Origin of the sequence: Bradyrhizobium sp. HKCCYLRH2060, from assembly GCF_051168135.1 — a bacterium.
Lineage (GTDB): Bacteria > Pseudomonadota > Alphaproteobacteria > Rhizobiales > Xanthobacteraceae > Bradyrhizobium.
Genome location: NZ_JBNPUK010000001.1, coordinates 563,262 through 580,041, shown reverse-complemented (window position 1 = coordinate 580,041; position 16,780 = coordinate 563,262). Strand labels below are relative to the sequence as shown.

The window sequence follows — 16,780 nt, the reverse complement described above, 5'->3', positions numbered from 1 at the left end:
GGGCTAGACTCCAGTGGACAGTTTGATGAGGGCGTAGATCGAGGCGAGCGCCACGGTCACCGCGAAGAAGTTGTTGGCCATGATCGCAACGAGCTTGAGCGGCTCGCTGTGGACGTAGTCCTCGATCACGACCTGCATGCCGATCTTCATGTGCCAGCAGCTCGCGATCACGAACAGCAGCATGATCACGGCGATCGGAATCGAGCCCAGGATCTGGACCGCGCCGGCCTGGTTGCGGCCGAGCAGCATGATCACGACCACGACGACCGGCACGATCAGCAGGGTCATGGCGACGGCGGTGATGCGCTGGCGCCAGAAGTCGCCGGTGCCGGAATGCGCTGCGCCGAGGTTGCGGACGCGGCCGAGCGGGGTCCGCATCGATTTCGCGCGTGCGTTGCTCATCGGCCGCCTCCCACCGCGTAAGCCACGATCCACACCAGGACGGTCAAGGTGATGCCGCCGATCAGGGCACCCCAGGTCAGCGCCTCGCGCTCATTGGGCTTGAAGCCGTAGCCGAGGTCCCAGACGAAGTGGCGGATGCCGGACAGCAGGTGGTGCAGCAGCGCCCAGGTGTAGCCGAACACGATCAGGCGGCCGAGGAAGCTGCCCATGAAGCCCTGGACGTAGGAGTAGGCGCTGGGACCAGACGCGGCGGCGATCAACCACCAGGCCAGCAGCAGCGTCCCGAAATATAGTGCAACCCCGGTGGCGCGATGGACGATCGAGAGGATCATCGTCAGCGTCCAGCGGTAGGTTTGCAGATGCGGCGAAAGCGGTCGTTCGATCCTGGCTGTCATTGGTTGCTTTGATGATTTCTTGTGGGCCGTGAACGCGGGGGGCTTGCGGCCGTGTGGATCGGCAAGGCGGCCTTTATTTACGGAGAAGGAACAGGCGTTGCAACGAACAAATCGCTCAAAATAGAACACGGATTCAGTACTAGGCGGCCCGAAGGAAAAGGATCAATCGCCGCCGTGGTATACCAGAAACCGATCGCGGCTGGATGCAGCGAACCATTATTCATTGCTACCTCCTCTCCCAGGCCGTTGCCAACGTGGCGGAACAGCTGAATAGCGCCGATCGCCGAGCATTGATTCACCGCTTAACGATGGTCCTGAGCGAGCGGTTTCGCGACAACAGCCAGCGCCATCTGATGATTCTGCAAACCTGCCCGGAGCGATACGCGGAGCAACAACCTGTCTCGGCGCCGGCCCGCGCGGCAGCAAAAGCGCCTCGATCTCCCGCGTTCCTCGCCGCGCACATGGCCCTCCGCCGGTCGATTTTGCCGCATGTCGCCACCCGGCGAAGCAGCCTAGTCTCAACGAGGTGCAACAGACGCGGTGCAGGGAGCCTCGATGCCGCTGCCGACGGTGCGACCGACAACCACTGAACGCCCGGCGGAACTGCCGGCGCGCAAGGTGTCGTCGCACGAGCCCGTCGAGGAGCCCCTGACCTGCGTGCTCGGCTTCGCCGCCGCCGGCCTGTTCGCCGCCTGTCTCGCGCTGGCCATCCAGCATGAGATTGCCTCGCTCGCCGTGATCGAATTCGTGCTGATCTGCGCCGCGCCGCCGCTGGCCGCGCTCGCCGGCCTCGCGATCGGACGACGGCGCTAGGCCGTCGTCACTTCGTATAGATGTCCTTGTACTGATCACGCAGCACGTTCTTCTGCACCTTGCTCATCGCATTGCGCGGCAGCTCGTCGACCACGAACACGCGCTTGGGCATCTTGAATTTCGCCAGTCGGCCGTCGAGACCCTTGAGCACGCCGGCCTCGCTGACATCAGCGCCGGGATGGCGCACCACGACCGCTGTGACACCTTCGCCAAAATCGGGATGCGGCACGCCGATGACGGCGGACTCGACCACGCCCGGCATGGCGTCGATCTCGCTCTCGATCTCCTTCGGATAGACGTTGAATCCGCCGGAGATCACGAGGTCCTTGCCGCGTCCGACGATGTGGACGTAGCCCTGTTTGTCGATCTTGCCGAGATCGCCGGTGATGAAGAAACCGTCGTCGCGGAATTCCGACTTGGTTTTCTCCGGCATGCGCCAATAGCCCTTGAACACGTTCGGGCCCTTCACCTCGATCATGCCGATCTCGTCGCGCGCCAGCTCCTTCGCGGTCTCCGGATCGGTGACGCGCACCGAGACTCCGGGCAGCGGGAAGCCGACCGCGCCGGGCACGCGCTCGCCCTCATACGGGTTCGACGTGTTCATGTTGGTCTCGGTCATGCCGTAGCGCTCGAGCACGGCGTGGCCGGTGCGCGCGAACCATTCGCGATGCGTGTCGGCGAGCAGCGGCGCCGAGCCGGAGACGAAGAGACGCATGTGACTGGTCGTCTCCTTCGACAGCCGCGGGTTCTGCAACAGCCGCGTGTAGAAGGTCGGCACGCCCATCAGCACGGTGGCGCGCGCCATCAGATTGATGATCAGGTCGGGATCGAGCTTGGGCAGGAAGATCATCGAGGCCCGCGCGAACAGCGTCACGTTGCTGGCCACGAACAGGCCGTGCGTGTGATAGATCGGCAGCGCGTGGATCAGCACGTCGTCCTTGGTGAAGCGCCAGTAGTCGATCAGGGTCAGCGAGTTCGAGGCGAGATTGTCGTGAGACAGCATCGCGCCCTTCGAGCGGCCGGTCGTGCCCGACGTATAGAGGATCGCCGCCAGATCATCGGCACCGCGCGGCACGGTGGTGAACGCGGTCTCCGCCTTGTCGGCGGCCTCGGTCAGCGAGCCCCTGCCCGACGCATCCAGTGTCTCCACCTTGGCGCCGACCTTGGCCGCGAGCGCACCGATGCCCTCGGCCTTGGCAGGATCGCAGACCACCACGGTCGGCTCGGCATCGCCGATGAAATAGTCGAGCTCGTTGAGCGTGTAGGCGGTGTTGAGCGGCAGATAGACGCCGCCGGCGCGGACCGTGGCGAGATAGAGCACCAGGCCGGACACCGACTTTTCGGTCTGCGCCGCCACGCGATCTCCGGGCTTGACGCCACGGGCCACCAGCACGTTCGCCATCTGGCCCGCGCGCGCGATCAGATCGCCGTAGGTGATGCGCTGGCCGTCATGGGTCTCGATCGCGAGACGGCTGGGATCGTCGAGACCGTCGAACAGGCGGGAGAACAGATTGGCGTTGGCGGCTTGGTTCATGCGACATTCCCCTGGAGCGGTGGCCCGCCGGCAGTGCCAGCCTGCGGAACATGATGCTCGACGAAGACGAAAAGGGCTGGGACGGCGGATGGCACCGGCGATGTCGCCAGGGTTGCCGTCTCTGATCGAGGCTGCCTTAGCAAAAACGCCCTTTCAAAGGCAACGGGAGACGCCAAGATATGACCAAAGGGAAACGGATCGCGTGGATCACGGGCGGCGGCACCGGAATCGGCGAGGCCGGCGCGCTGGCGCTGGCGTCCGATGGCTGGACGGTCGTGGTGTCGGGCCGTCGCAAGGCGGCGCTCGACTCCGTGGTGGCGCGAGTCGCGGCGAGCGGCGGCACAGCCGAGGCTGTCGTGCTCGACGTCGCCAAGGCGGCGGACGTGCAGGCCGCCGCCGATGCCATCCTGATGCGGCACGGCCGCATCGATCTCCTGGTGAACTCCGCCGGCGTGAACGTACCGAGGCGGCGCTGGGACGACATGACGCTCGACGGCTGGAACCAGCTGGTCGAGATCAATCTCAACGGCGTGCTGTACTGCATGAAGGCAGTGCTGCCGGCGATGCGCGCGCAAGCGGACGGCACCATCATCAACGTCTCGTCCTGGGCCGGGCGCCACGTCTCGAAGATGCCGGGGCCGGCCTACACCTCGACCAAGCACGCGGTGCTGGCACTGACGCACTCCTTCAACATGGAAGAATGTGTGAATGGCTTGCGCGCGTGCTGCCTGATGCCGGGCGAAGTCGCGACGCCGATCCTGGAGCAGCGCCCTGTGGTGCCGAGCGCGGAGGAGCAGGCGCGGATGCTGCAGCCGGAGGATCTCGGCCGCACCATTGCTTTCGTCGCGAACATGCCGCCGCGCGCGTGCATCAACGAGATCCTCATCAGCCCGACTTGGAATCGTGGGTTCATCCAGACGCCGGGCAACAGGGATTGAGGGGGCTTGCATATCAAACATGCCGAACGTTCCCTACAACGACAGAGGACCTCGGGCCTGGTCTCACGGGATAACCACTGTCGGGCGGGCCTATCACGCGCGACCCCACCGGTGTCGTCCCCGCGAACGCGGGGACCCATACCGCGTGATGTCTGAAACAGGCAGGCGGCCAGTATCGAGCACGACAATTTAGCCCTGTGGTTATGGGTCCCGGATCTGCGCGCTTCGCGCTTGTCCGGGACGACAGTGGAGGTTGGCGCATCGAGCGCCGCCTCCGAAAAGCAGATTGAAATCGTGCGGTCTCATCCTCGCGACACGGTGCGCCCGAGCTGTGCTGAAACTCATCGCCCTCAAACAAACAGAGGGCGCAGGGAAGGCCGGGCGCTGGCCGCGCCCGTGGCCCGCCTGCGAAAGAAAATGCAGGCGGCAGGTACCACAGGTCTGGCCGAACACACCCGGCCCTCCCTGCGCAACGGTTTTAACGGCTGCTTCGCGTTCTCCCTGGTGCGCCGGCTTGCTGGCCACCATCACGAGCGCGACACGCCAGGGCATCGCCACCCGCTTGATATCAGCGTCGGGATATCAGGACCGCGCGACTTGACCGTGCGTGCATCGCCGTTCGTCCGCGCAGACGGATCCACGCTGCAGCCACACACGCCCATCGCATCCCACTGCCAACGTCTCGTGACGGTCGCGACACGCCCCTCATGCGGCAGCAGGGACGCGCGGAAATGTGCAGGTGATTTGCCCGACGGCGCAAGGCCGAATATCGCGACAAACTAACACGACGGGCAGTTTGCGCATGGGAGGGATGCGAGCGACGTCAGGCGATCTCGCATGAGCGATCATGTAGCCGAAGACTGTGCCGCCCGGACGGTCGGCTTCCCTCCCCCTTGCGGGGAGGGGTTGGGGGTGGGGGTCCGCGGGCGATGACGTTAGCGGCGTAAATGCGGTCCGAGTAGCGAAGCGACGGACCATCGCTGATGTCCGTTGTGAGCCTCGACTCTCATGAACAGCGGGATTTGTGGACCCCCACCCCCGAACCCTCCCCGCAAGGGGGAGGGGAGCGCACCGTCGTTGCGGCAAGGGCGGCGTCACCGACGGAAAGCGACGTCATAACTGCCCAGAGTTCGTCACGCCCGCCCTCAGAACGACGTGCCGCCGCCGAACCGGAATTCCTGGGTGACGTCGTATTTGCCCTTGGACAGCGGCACCGCGTAGTCGAAGCGGAGCGGGCCGAACGGGGAGGCCCAGATCAGGCCGACGCCGACGGAGGAGCGCACGACCTTGCTGTCGTCATACAGCATGCCGCATTTGCAGGCGGCCGAGTTGACCTCGCCGGTGGCGGCCCAGGAGGTCGGGCCCTGATAGCCCCACAGCGAGCCGGCGTCGGCATAGACGGCGCCCTTGAGGCCGACTTCCTTGGGCAGGAACCAGAACGGCATCTGCAGCTCGGCGGAGGCGCCCCAATATTTGGTGCCGCCCAGCGAATCGCCGGTGGCGCCGAGGCTGCGATAGGTGATGTCGCGCGGCCCGATGCCGTTGGACGCGAAGCCGCGCACCAGCGTCGGGCCCATCTGGTAGTGGTCGAGCATGCGCAGGTCCTTGTCGCCGATCTTGTTCAGCATGCCGCCCTGCAGATGGATGACGCTGACGATATCGGCGACCAGCGGGGTGTAATATTTCGCGTCCACCGCCGACTTCAGATAGCTGACATTGCCGCCGACGCCGGCGAAATCCTGCCGCCAGTCGATCAGCAGGCCGTCGGTCGGGTTCTTGGTGTTGTCGAGCGTGTTGTAGGTAAGTGTGTAGCCGAGCGCCGAGGTCAGCGCGGCGCCGTCATTCAGCTCCTTGCGCACCGCCAGGCTGGATTCGCCGTCGCCGTAGCAGCCATAGCCATAGACGCCGGAGCTGGTCGCGTTGGTCGGATCGACGCCGCCGAGCACGCTCTGGATATAGGCCGGGGTCGGATTGAAGGCGAGCAGGCCGTTGGCGTTGTTGTTGTTGCAGTTCGCCAGATAGGACGGCAGCGTGATCTCCTGCCGGTACAGCGAGTAGCGCAGCTGCAGCGACAGGTCCTCGCGCAGCTGGAAGCCGAGCCGCGGGCTGAAGCCGATCGTGCGCGTGCCGTAGCTCGTATAGCTGTTGGCGAGCTGCTGACGATAGGAGACGTCCAGCCCGAGCGCCACGCGGTAGTCCAGCAGATAGGGCTCGACAAAGGACAGCGACACGCCGCGGGTATATTGTCCGTAGGTGACCGCCGCCTTGGCGTACAGGCCGCGGCCGAGGAAATTGCGCTCGGAGATCGAGACCTCGGCCAGGGCGCCGTCGGTGGTGGAATAGCCGCCCGAGATCGAGAAATCGCCGGTCGACTTTTCCTCCAGATTGACCACGAGGATGACGCGGTCGCTCGACGAGCCCGGCTCTGCGGTGATCTTCACGTCCTTGAAGAAATCCAGGTTCTTCAGCCGGCGCTCGGCGCGATCGACCAGCGCGCGGTTGTAGGCGTCGCCCTCGGACAGATCGAACTCGCGCCGGATCACGTAGTCGCGGGTGCGGGTGTTGCCGCGGATGGTGATGCGCTCGATATAGGTGCGCGGGCCCTCGTCGACCTGGAACACGATCGCCACCGTATGGGCTTCCAGATTGCGGTCGCCGCGCGGACGCACGACGGCAAAGGCGAAGCCGCGGCGCGACGCCTCGATCTGCATCTCCTCGACCGACTTCTCGAGCTGCTCGACGTTGTAGAGCGCGCCGACATTGACGCGCGAATAGCCGCGCAGCGTGTTGGCGTCGAGCGCCGCGACGCTCGACTGGAACTGCACCGAGCTGACGCGGTATTGCTGGCCTTCCTCGATCTGGAACGTGACCAGGAAGCCCTTCTGCCCAGGGTCGTATTCGCTGAGCGCCGCGACGACCTGAACGTCGGCATAGCCGTTCTTCAGATAGAACCGGCGAATCAGGTCTCGATCGGCCTCGACGCGATCGGGGTCGTAGACGTCGTTGTTGCCGAGAAAGCTGAGCCAGTTCGATTCGTGGGTCTTGATCACGTCGCGCAGGCGCGCGGCGGAATAGGCGTTGTTGCCGACGAAGCTGATCGACTTCACGCCGGTCTTGACGCCCTCTTCGATGGTGAAGACGAGATCGACGCGGTTGTTGGGCTGCTCGATGATCTCGGGCGTGACGCGGACGTCGTAGCGGCCGGAGCGGCGATAGATCTCGGCGATGCGCTGCGCGTCGGACTGCACCATCGGACGGGACAGCGTGCCGCGCGGCTTCGACTGCACTTCCGCCGTGAGCTGCTCGTCCTTGACCTTCTTGTTGCCCTCGAAGGCGACGCGGCCGATCACGGGATTCTCGACAACGCGCACGATCAGCCGGCCGCCCTGCCGGTCGATCTTCACGTCGGCGAACAGGCCGGTCTCGACCAGCGCCTTGAGACCGTCGTCGACCTGGCCGGCATCCAGCGTGCCGGACGGGCCGGGCTTGAAGTAGGAGCGGATGGTGTCGGATTCAACGCGCCGGTTGCCCTCGACGGTAATCAAAGTAGCAACCGCGGCCGGCGCTGCCATGGCGATGCGGGGCGGCGCGGTCATTGGCAGGGCCAGCATGATCAGGGCAAACACGCCCGGCAGTCTCAGACGCATCATCGACGCTCTTTCGAAAGTCAGAGTCCTCGGCGCGCACGCATTCGCCGGCACGCCACGGGAATCGCTGATGCCCGCCAATCATGGTCGCGATGCGCCGATCTCGTTTCGCGAAATGTCTGATGATTCTGGATGTGGCTGATTATGTCCGGCCAGACAAGATTCTCGGCCCGGCGGGTCGACAAAGCGTGCGACACGCTAATAAGTGCGTCCGCCGCGCTGCGACCGGAAAGCCACGGCGGAGGCGGACATGTCCGTTAAGCAATTGGTCCATCCACGCCGCACTCGGTGGCTTCCGAAATCAAATTCTACAAATCTTCGGAAGTTGGCAATACAAGGGAAAAACCAGGGTGCTAATTGACCATCACCCGAACTAAGCCCCCAAGTAGTTCGGCCAAGGCCCGGTGCGCGCAGATTCCCATTGATATTCCGGCGCACCGGGCCGCCCGTTTTTGTCATCTGCGGCGGTGCTTATGAATGCGCCCTCTCCCCTTGTGGGAGAGGGCATGTATGAGCGTGCGGCAGGCGCGGTTGAGTGAGGGGTATCTCTCCACAAGCTCAGCCCGTGGAGAGACCCCTCCTCACCCAACCGCGCTCGCGGATGGGCCAGCGATGCCCTCTCCCCACAAGGGGCGAGGGCGCTGTATCGGGCAGCGCGCTGGCGGCGGCTTGGGCCTAGCCAAATGAGACGGTTCCCCTCCGCCCCCCGAATCACCACAATGTCCGCCGCTGTTGCGAAATTGCCTCTGGATCGGGGCGGGAAAACCGATCAAAACGGGCGGCAGCGCCGATGGTTAATCGCGTCTTAACCTCGCCCCACCTATGGTGACCGCTAAAGGCACCGGTTCATGGGCGATCGGCGGCTTCCACTGGTTTGGCGCGCGTTTTACGTATGGCAATGACCGCTTCATCCCCCGCGCCCGCTGGCGCCAGCCATTCGGAGAGCGAACGCTCGCCGTTTGCGCGGCTGAACGAGCTGCTCGCCCCCTACAAGCCGGGCAAGCCGATGATCACGCTCGCCGTCGGTGAGCCGCAGCATCCGGTGCCGGGCTTCGTCGGGCCGGTGCTGGCCCAGCACATCGCCGAGTTCGGCCGCTACCCCGCGGCCAAGGGCATCGAGCCGTTCCGCAAGGCGGCCGCCGGCTGGCTGTCGCGCCGATTCGCGCTGCCGCGCGCTGTTGATCCCGAGCACGAGATCCTGGTCCTCAACGGCAGCCGCGAGGGCCTGTTCTTCGCCGCCCATGCCGCGCTCCGCCACGTCGGCCCGCGCCGCGGCAAGCCCGCGATCCTGATGCCGAACCCGTTCTATCCGGTCTACGGCGTCGGCGCGCGCACCGCCGGCTGCGACTCCATCTATCTGCCGACGACGCGCGAGAACGGCTTTCTGCCGGACCTCGAGGCGATCGACGAGGCGACGCTGTCGCGCACGATCGCGTTCTACCTTGCGACGCCGGCCAACCCGCAGGGCTCGGTGGCATCAGCGGACTATATGCGCAAGCTGGTCCGGCTCGCCAACGCCTACGGCTTCCTGATCTTCAGCGACGAATGCTATTCGGAGATCTACACGAAGGCGGCGCCCGGCAGCATGCTGGAGCATGCCGGGCCCGACTACACCAATGTGGTCGCGTTCCAGTCACTGTCGAAGCGCTCCAACGTGCCGGGCATGCGGATCGGCTTCGCCGCCGGCGACCGCCGATTCCTCGCGGGCTTTCACGAGCTGCGCAACGTCGCGGCGCCGCAGGTGCCGGTGCCGCTGCAGCACGTGGCGGTCGCCGCCTATGCCGACGAGGCCCATGTCGAGGAGAACCGGCGGCTGTACCGCGCCAAGTTCGACCTCGCCGACCAGATCATCGGCAACCGCTATGGCTACAGGCGGCCCGATGGCGGCTTCTGCGTCTGGCTCGACGTCACTGAGCGCGGCGGCGACGAGGAGGTGACGTTGCGGCTGTATCGCGACGCCGGCGTGCGCGTGGTGCCCGGCAGCTACCTGGCGCGGCCGCAGGCCGACGGCTTCAATCCGGGCCTCGGCTACATCAGGCTGGCGCTGGTGGCCGATGCCGAATCCACCGGTGAGGCGTTGCACCGGCTGGTCGAGGTCCTGGGATAATCGCGGGGCTGATGCAGATGCCGGCGATCGAACGAGTCATTCCCCTGGTCAACCACCTGCCGACGTCGCTGCGCGACGCGCTGGTGCGGCGGCTGCGCGAGCTCGCGGGCCTCTGCCTGATCGCGCTGTGCGGCGTGGCCGCGGCGGCGCTGATGACGTGGTCGGTGCAGGACCCCAGCCTGAGCCACGCCACCTCGCGCGCGATCCGCAACATCGTCGGCTATCCCGGCGCGATCAGTGCCGATCTGCTGATGCAGATCCTCGGTCTCGGCTCGATCATGGCGATCCTGCCGCTTTCGATCCGCGGCTGGCGGATGATGACGCACCGGCCGTTCGACCGCGAGGCGCTGCGCTTCGGCGCCTGGATTCTCGGCGCCGTCATCGCCGCCGGCTTTGCCAGCTGCTGGCCACGCTCCCATGCCTGGCCGCTGCCGACCGGTCTCGGCGGTGTCGTCGGCGATGCCCTGGTGCGCGCACCGGCCGTGGTGTTCGGACCGCCCGGCGTGATCTATCGGCTGGTGCTCGGCGCCCTTCTTCTGGTGGCGATGATCGGCTGCCTGCTGGTGGCCGGCGGCATGGGCGCGAAGGAAGCCGACCCGAGCCTGCTCGCCGACGAGGACGACGACACGCCGCTGGCCGACCCGGAGGATGACGACGACCGCAAGGCGATCCGGCTCGGCTGGGTGTTCCATGCCATCATGAGCGCCAAGGCCCAGGTCGTCTGGTTCCTGAGCACGGCCTACCGCGCGCTGGTGTCGTCAGGACCGCAGCCGCGCGCCGCCGCCGCAGGCCGGCAGGAGCCGAGCCTCGGCCGCGGCCAGGGCAAGCCGACGCTCGCGCCCGAGATGGACGAGGACGGCGGCGACGAGGAAGAAGCCGAGGAGGGCGAGGACGAAGAAGAGGAGGAGGAGCCCGCTCCGAAGTCGCGCAAGAAGCCGGCGCCGAAGACTCCTGCGAAAAAGTCCAACGACAAATACGACCTGCCGTCGGTCTCGATGCTGGCGGCGCCGAAATCGTCCGACCGCCAGCCGCTGTCGAAGAGCGAGCTGGAGGCCAATTCGCGCGCGCTGGAAGGCGTGCTGCAGGATTTCGGCGTGCGCGGCGAGATCGTCAAGGCGCATCCCGGCCCGGTCGTCACGCTGTACGAGCTGGAGCCGGCGCCCGGCATCAAATCGTCCCGCGTGATCGGCCTCGCCGACGACATCGCCCGCTCGATGAGCGCGCTGTCGGCGCGCGTCGCCGTCGTGCCCGGCCGCAACGCCATCGGCATCGAGCTGCCCAATGTGCACCGCGAGAAGGTCTACTTGCGCGAGCTGCTGGTCGCCAAGGAGGCGACCGAGAGCGTCGCCAAGCTGCCGCTCTGCCTCGGCAAGAACATCGGCGGCGAATCCATCATCATCGATCTCGCCCGCACCCCGCACATGCTGATCGCCGGCACCACCGGCTCGGGCAAGTCGGTCGCGATCAACACCATGATCCTGAGCCTGGTGTATCGGCTGCGCCCCGATCAGTGCCGCCTCATCATGGTCGACCCGAAGATGCTCGAGCTTTCCGTCTATGACGGCATCCCGCATCTCCTCACGCCCGTCGTGACCGACCCGAAGAAGGCCGTGGTCGCGCTGAAATGGGCCGTGCGCGAGATGGAGGAGCGCTACAAGAAGATGGCCAAGCTCGGCGTGCGCAACATCGACGGCTACAACGCCCGTCTCGGCGAAGCGCGCGCCAAGGGCGAGGAGCTGACCCGCACCGTCCATACCGGCTTCGACAAGGAGACCGGCAAGGCGATCTACGAGGAAGAGAAGCTCGACCTCGATCCCCTGCCCTACATCGTCATCATCGTCGACGAGATGGCCGACCTGATGATGGTCGCCGGCAAGGACATCGAGGGCACGGTGCAGCGCCTCGCCCAGATGGCGCGCGCCGCCGGCCTGCACGTCATCCTGGCGACGCAGCGTCCGTCGGTCGACGTCATCACCGGCACCATCAAGGCCAACTTCCCGACCCGCATCTCCTTCCAGGTGACGTCGAAGATCGACAGCCGCACCATCCTGGGCGAGATGGGCGCCGAGCAGCTGCTCGGCCAGGGCGACATGCTCTACATGGCCGGCGGCGGCCGCATCAGCCGCGTGCACGGCCCGTTCTGCTCCGACGAGGAGGTCGAGAAGGTGGTCAAGCATCTCAAGGCCCAGGGCTCGCCGGAATATCTCGAGGCGGTCACCGCCGAGGAGCCGAGCGAGGAGGATGGCGCCGTGTTCGACGCCACCGGCATGGGCGGCGGTGGCGGCGGCGACGACCTGTTCTCGCAGGCGGTCGCCGTGGTCAAGCGCGACCGCAAGGCCTCCACCAGCTACATTCAACGGCGGCTGCAGATCGGCTATAACAAGGCCGCTTCGCTGATGGAGCGGATGGAACAGGAAGGCATCGTCGGCCAGGCCAACCACGCCGGCAAGCGCGAGATCCTGGTGCCCGAGGAGGAAGGCGGGTTCTGACGGCCCGACGGCCGCAGAAACGCCGCTTCGGTGCCCGATCTTCACGCGATTACGATCACGCTGCCCGGCCGAACCGGGATAGAACGCGTAAAACCTCAGGACGTCGTTTTGAAAAGCTCCTTGTTGAACAGCACGTTTTCGTATCACGCAGCTTGGCGCGGGCGCCGGATCGGCGCCTGGCTGGTCGCCTGCGCCGTGACGACATGCTCCATCGCCGGAGCGTCCGGTCACGCAGCCGCGCAAGGCACGCCGGCTTCGAAATCAGGCCCGAAGAGCGGCTCCCAGCTCAGCGCCTCCGACCAGCAGCGGGCCGGCCAGAGCCCCTCGACCACCCAGACGGCCCCGCCCAATCCGGTCATTCCCGATCCCCGGCGCAACGTGCCGGCCAGCATCTTCACCTCGTTCGACGCCAACCAGAAGGCGCAGGCGGCCAAGGTCAGCGCCTATCTGTCGTCGCTGCAGACGCTGGTCGGGAATTTCGTCCAGGTCGGCCCGGACGGCAGCAAGACCAAGGGTGATTTCTACATCCAGAAGCCCGGCAAGGTCCGCTTCGAATATGACCCGCCGACCCCGATCGACATCATCGCCGACGGCTCCTCGCTGGTGGTGCGCGACCGCAAGCTCGCCACCCAGGACGTCTATCCGCTGTCGCAGACGCCGCTGCGTTATCTGCTGTCCGACCGCATCGATCTGTTGAAGGACACCAACGTGATCGCGGTTGCCGCTGACGACCTCTACGTCACGATCACGATCGAGGAGAAGCAGGCTCTGATCGGCACCAGCCGGCTGATGCTGATGCTCGGCGCCAAGGACGGCCAGCTCAAGCAGTGGACCGTGACCGATCCGCAGGGCTACGACACCACGATCGCCGTCTACAATCTCGATACGACCAAGAAGCTCGACCCGGCGATGTTCAAGATCGACTTCACGGCCTACCCGTCGACCCCGCCGGGCTGACGACGCTTCCCGCGCTCGCTCAGCGCGATTCGAGCCCGCGCACCTTCCACTGCGCTTCGGACAGCGCAAGCTTCTCGAAGCGCTTGCGCGCCTCCTCGAGGTCATCGGCCGGAAGCGCGTCGCAGCCGGGCCGGCCGCGCAGGATCATCGACGTCGTGGGCCAGCTCAACCGCGCGGCCTTGCAGGCCAGCAGCAGGTCGGTGACGCGGTCCTCCTCCAGCAGCGATTCAATCGTCTCGATCGAGACGACGCAGAGCAGCGACAGCGCCGCGATCACGGCGGGATAGTCGCCGGTCACGCAGAAGCGGTTGACGGCGGAATCGCCGAGTTTGCCGGTCCGGCTGAGGGCTGCGACCTCCGCCTTGACCTGCTGATAGTCCCAGATCGCGCGCATCGCCGCACCGGGCGAGCGGGTCGGCGTCGCCTGCAGGGTGGCGCGGGTCGCCGGCGGTGCGGCCTTGATGAAGCGGGCGCGGGCGCCCTCGCTGGCCGCGGCGACGAAGGCGCGCGACAGCTTGGCCGGCAGGTCGGTGCGCAGCGCGAGCTTCTCGGCGAGATCCTCGTCGCGCTCGGCGATCTTGAACAGGCTGCGATAGCCGTCCTCGGACAGCTTTGACGTGAGGTTCTGCGCCAGCGCCATGCGCACCGCCGGAAAGCCGCGCGCGATCAGCTGCGTCGTGAGATTGTCGCCGATGCCCCTGCGGCTGGCGATCGCGGCCAGATGCGCCGGGCTGCCGGTGCGGATGAACTCGGCGAGGTCGCGCTCGGTCAGCACCGCCGCCTTGGCCAGCATCGGCCCGGCGACGCGCAATTCGGGATGCACGGCGAGCATCCGCGCCGTCGCGTAAGGCGCGCGTTCGACGCCGGCGAGCGCCATGCTCAGCTCGGCCAGCAGCTCGGTCGCGACCTGCGGCATCAGCCTCGCAAACATCTGATCGTAGAGATCGAGCTGCTCGGCGGACGCCGGCCGCGGACCGGCCAGGAACAGGCTGGTGGTCCGGCGCAGCATGTCGGTGGCGAGCTCGGACACCGTCCGCGCATCACCGGCGGGCGTCTTGGCGGTCGGAGCTGCCGCGGGCGCTGGAGGCATCACACGTCCCTCGTTGGGCGCCTCTCGGCCGTGACGGAGGCGCGGGTCGATCATCGATTGCGGAAGAATGCGAAGGCCGGACTAAAGGCGCGTTAAGCCCAGCGGCCGGAGCTGCAACCTCACGCGGCTGTCGTTAATGGATTGCAGCAGAGCGCGGCAACGACAATGTTCCCGTATTGTTCTTGCGAACAATGCCTGCTTCCGCTAGCCTCCCTGCCCGGAGGGGCATCATGGTCCAGCGCGTTTCCACCGTCGCCTTCGAGGGGATCGAGGCCCGCGCGGTCGACGTGCAGGTCCAGGTCGCGCCCGGACTGCCGGCATTCGCGATCGTCGGACTGCCGGACAAGGCGGTGTCGGAAGCGCGCGAGCGGGTGCGCTCGGCGCTGATCGCCTCCGGTCTGGCGCTGCCGGCGCGGCGGATCACCGTCAACCTGGCGCCGGCCGACGTGCCGAAGGAAGGCAGCCATTACGATCTGCCGATCGCGCTCGGCCTGATGGCCGCGATCGGCGCCATTCCACCGGATGCGCTCGGCGGATTCACCGTGCTCGGCGAGCTCGGCCTGGACGGCTCGATCGCGCCGGTCGCCGGCGTGCTGCCCGCCGCCATCGGCGCCAATGGCCGCGAGGAAGGCCTAATCTGCCCGGCCGCCTGCGGCGCCGAGGCGGCGTGGGCGAGCCCCGATCTGCAGATCATCGCGGCGACATCGCTGATCCAGATCGCCAACCATTTCAAGGGCACGCAGGTGCTGTCGCGGCCGCAGCCGAAAATTCAGGAGGCGCCGGCCAGCCTACTCGACCTGCGCGACATCAAGGGTCAGGAGAGCGGCAAGCGCGCGCTCGAGATCGCCGCCGCCGGCGGGCATCATCTCTTGATGATCGGCTCGCCGGGCGCCGGCAAGTCGATGCTGGCGGCGCGGCTGCCCTCGATCCTGCCGCCGCTGTCGCCGGCCGAGCTCTTGGAAGTGTCGATGATCGCCTCGGTCGCCGGCGAGATCGAAGGTGGCGCGCTGACCAACCGGCGGCCGTTCCGCAGCCCGCATCATTCCGCCAGCATGGCGGCGCTGACCGGCGGCGGCCTGCGCGCCCGCCCCGGCGAGATCTCGCTGGCGCATCAGGGCGTGCTGTTTCTCGACGAGTTGCCGGAGTTCGATCCGCGCGTGCTGGATTCGCTGCGCCAGCCGCTGGAGAACGGCGAGGTCTCGATCTCGCGCGCCAACCACCGCGTCACCTACCCTGCCCGCTTCATGCTGGTCGCGGCGATGAATCCCTGCCGCTGCGGCAACGCCTTCGAACCCGGCTATGCCTGCAAGCGCGGCCGCATCGACCGCTGCACGGCCGACTACCAGACGCGCATCTCCGGCCCGCTGATGGACCGCATCGATCTGCGCATCGAGGTCCCCGCCGTCACCGCCGCCGACCTCATCCTGCCGCCGTCGAAGGAAGGCTCGGCCGAGGTCGCCGCCCGCGTCGCCGCCGCGCGCGACCTGCAGCGCGCACGCTATGCCAAGGCCGGCCTGCCGCATATCCGAACCAACGCCGAGGCGCCGGCCGCCGTGCTCGACGATATCGCCAGGCTCGATGTATCAGGCCAGAAGCTCTTGCGCGAGGCCGCCGAGACGATGCGGCTGTCGGCGCGCGGCTATCACCGCGTGCTGCGCGTGGCGCGGACGCTCGCCGATCTCGACCACGCCGATGCGATCGGCCGGCTGCATCTGGCCGAGGCGCTGTCGTATCGCGCGCTGGCGGAGGACAGTCGTCACGCGGCGTGACTGCCCGCCCCTTCAACACTCTGGTAACGACTTCTCTTTACGCTCCGACAACCATAAGGCCCGCGTTTCGTCCTCAGGCCTGCCGCGTCGGTGCGTATCATGTTGCGTTTCAAGGTCATCGTTTCGGCCGTGCCGCTGATCGCGGCCGTGGTCATTGCCAAGGTCGAATTGGCACCCTCCCCGCAGCCCTGCATTGCCGTCGGCGCCGACAGCGCCTCGCTTGGATCGGCGCCGTTCCACGCCGATCTGCATGTCGACTTCACCGACGATCCCGCGCTCGCCACGGTGCGCGTGGCCCTGGCGGACAGTCCGGAGGCGGCCGATGTCGTCGTGGTCGACGATGCGCCCGTGGAAGAGGATCGGGGTTGCGGCATCACGGCCGCCACCCAGGTCGTCGCGATCGCGGCTGATCGCCTTGCGGGTTCGCAGCGGATCTATCTCGCCAGCGATGATGCCGATGGCCGCGCCGACTATCGCATCTACGTCCGCTCCAGCCACACGACGGCCAGGGACGCCGCCGCACTGATCGTCGCGGCCCGCAATCATTCCTCATCGCCGGCCAATCCGGTTCTGTGACTCGGGCTAACCCCCGGTTCACCATCTCTGCACCGCCGGCTGGCGTGGGCATGACCTTTCAAA

At 66.7% G+C, this 16,780-nt stretch carries 12 protein-coding genes; 7 read left to right on the top strand and 5 right to left on the bottom strand.

Going from position 1 to position 16,780, the window contains the following annotated elements:
* Nucleotides 1-3: 3 nt before the first annotated feature.
* Together sdhD and sdhC are read right to left on the bottom strand one after the other, a co-directional pair.
* Nucleotides 4-378, bottom strand: a complete 375-nt coding sequence (sdhD, locus tag ACQR10_RS02520; protein WP_315800930.1) for a succinate dehydrogenase, hydrophobic membrane anchor protein — start codon at nt 376-378, stop codon at nt 4-6.
* Nucleotides 379-398: 20 nt separating this feature from the next.
* Complete coding sequence (gene sdhC, locus ACQR10_RS02515) at nt 399-797, bottom strand: succinate dehydrogenase, cytochrome b556 subunit (RefSeq protein ID WP_315800853.1); 399 nt, start codon at nt 795-797, stop codon at nt 399-401.
* A 555-nt stretch (nt 798-1,352) separates the two neighbouring features.
* Here sdhC and ACQR10_RS02510 point away from each other — a divergent pair.
* Nucleotides 1,353-1,610 (top strand): hypothetical protein, encoded by a 258-nt coding sequence (locus ACQR10_RS02510; protein ID WP_316215442.1) that lies wholly within the window; start codon nt 1,353-1,355, stop codon nt 1,608-1,610.
* Between the two features lie 7 nt (nt 1,611-1,617).
* Here the strand turns inward: ACQR10_RS02510 and ACQR10_RS02505 are convergent, their stop codons facing one another.
* The gene (locus ACQR10_RS02505) at nt 1,618-3,144 is read right to left on the bottom strand and encodes a malonate--CoA ligase (RefSeq protein WP_316215441.1); all 1,527 of its coding nucleotides are present in this window, start codon (nt 3,142-3,144) and stop codon (nt 1,618-1,620) included.
* A 179-nt stretch (nt 3,145-3,323) separates the two neighbouring features.
* Between ACQR10_RS02505 and ACQR10_RS02500 the strand changes: the two genes are divergently transcribed.
* Entirely contained in the window at nt 3,324-4,082 is a 759-nt protein-coding gene (locus ACQR10_RS02500; protein ID WP_316215440.1) for an SDR family oxidoreductase, read from the top strand.
* A 1,145-nt stretch (nt 4,083-5,227) separates the two neighbouring features.
* On the opposite strand, the gene bamA is transcribed toward ACQR10_RS02500, so the two are convergent.
* Nucleotides 5,228-7,732 (bottom strand): outer membrane protein assembly factor BamA, encoded by a 2,505-nt coding sequence (gene bamA / locus ACQR10_RS02495; protein ID WP_316183048.1) that lies wholly within the window; start codon nt 7,730-7,732, stop codon nt 5,228-5,230.
* An 889-nt stretch (nt 7,733-8,621) separates the two neighbouring features.
* Here bamA and ACQR10_RS02490 point away from each other — a divergent pair.
* The 3 genes from ACQR10_RS02490 to ACQR10_RS02480 all read left to right on the top strand — a co-directional run bounded on the left by ACQR10_RS02490 (nt 8,622) and on the right by ACQR10_RS02480 (nt 13,282).
* On the top strand, nt 8,622-9,836 hold the full coding sequence (locus ACQR10_RS02490; protein WP_316183047.1) for an aminotransferase class I/II-fold pyridoxal phosphate-dependent enzyme: 1,215 nt from the start codon (nt 8,622-8,624) through the stop codon (nt 9,834-9,836).
* An 11-nt stretch (nt 9,837-9,847) separates the two neighbouring features.
* Nucleotides 9,848-12,325: a DNA translocase FtsK gene (locus ACQR10_RS02485; RefSeq protein WP_316215439.1), complete on the top strand. Its 2,478-nt coding sequence runs from the start codon at nt 9,848-9,850 to the stop codon at nt 12,323-12,325.
* Nucleotides 12,326-12,493: 168 nt separating this feature from the next.
* Nucleotides 12,494-13,282, top strand: a complete 789-nt coding sequence (locus ACQR10_RS02480) for an outer membrane lipoprotein carrier protein LolA (RefSeq protein ID WP_410051387.1) — start codon at nt 12,494-12,496, stop codon at nt 13,280-13,282.
* Nucleotides 13,283-13,301: 19 nt separating this feature from the next.
* Here the strand turns inward: ACQR10_RS02480 and ACQR10_RS02475 are convergent, their stop codons facing one another.
* On the bottom strand, nt 13,302-14,372 hold the full coding sequence (locus tag ACQR10_RS02475) for a DUF2336 domain-containing protein (protein ID WP_316215437.1): 1,071 nt from the start codon (nt 14,370-14,372) through the stop codon (nt 13,302-13,304).
* A gap of 230 nt (nt 14,373-14,602) precedes the next feature.
* Here ACQR10_RS02475 and ACQR10_RS02470 point away from each other — a divergent pair, with 230 nt between their 5' ends.
* The gene (locus tag ACQR10_RS02470) at nt 14,603-16,141 is read left to right on the top strand and encodes a YifB family Mg chelatase-like AAA ATPase (protein WP_316215436.1); all 1,539 of its coding nucleotides are present in this window, start codon (nt 14,603-14,605) and stop codon (nt 16,139-16,141) included.
* A gap of 99 nt (nt 16,142-16,240) precedes the next feature.
* Entirely contained in the window at nt 16,241-16,717 is a 477-nt protein-coding gene (locus ACQR10_RS02465; RefSeq protein ID WP_316183044.1) for a hypothetical protein, read from the top strand.
* Nucleotides 16,718-16,780: the final 63 nt, after the last annotated feature.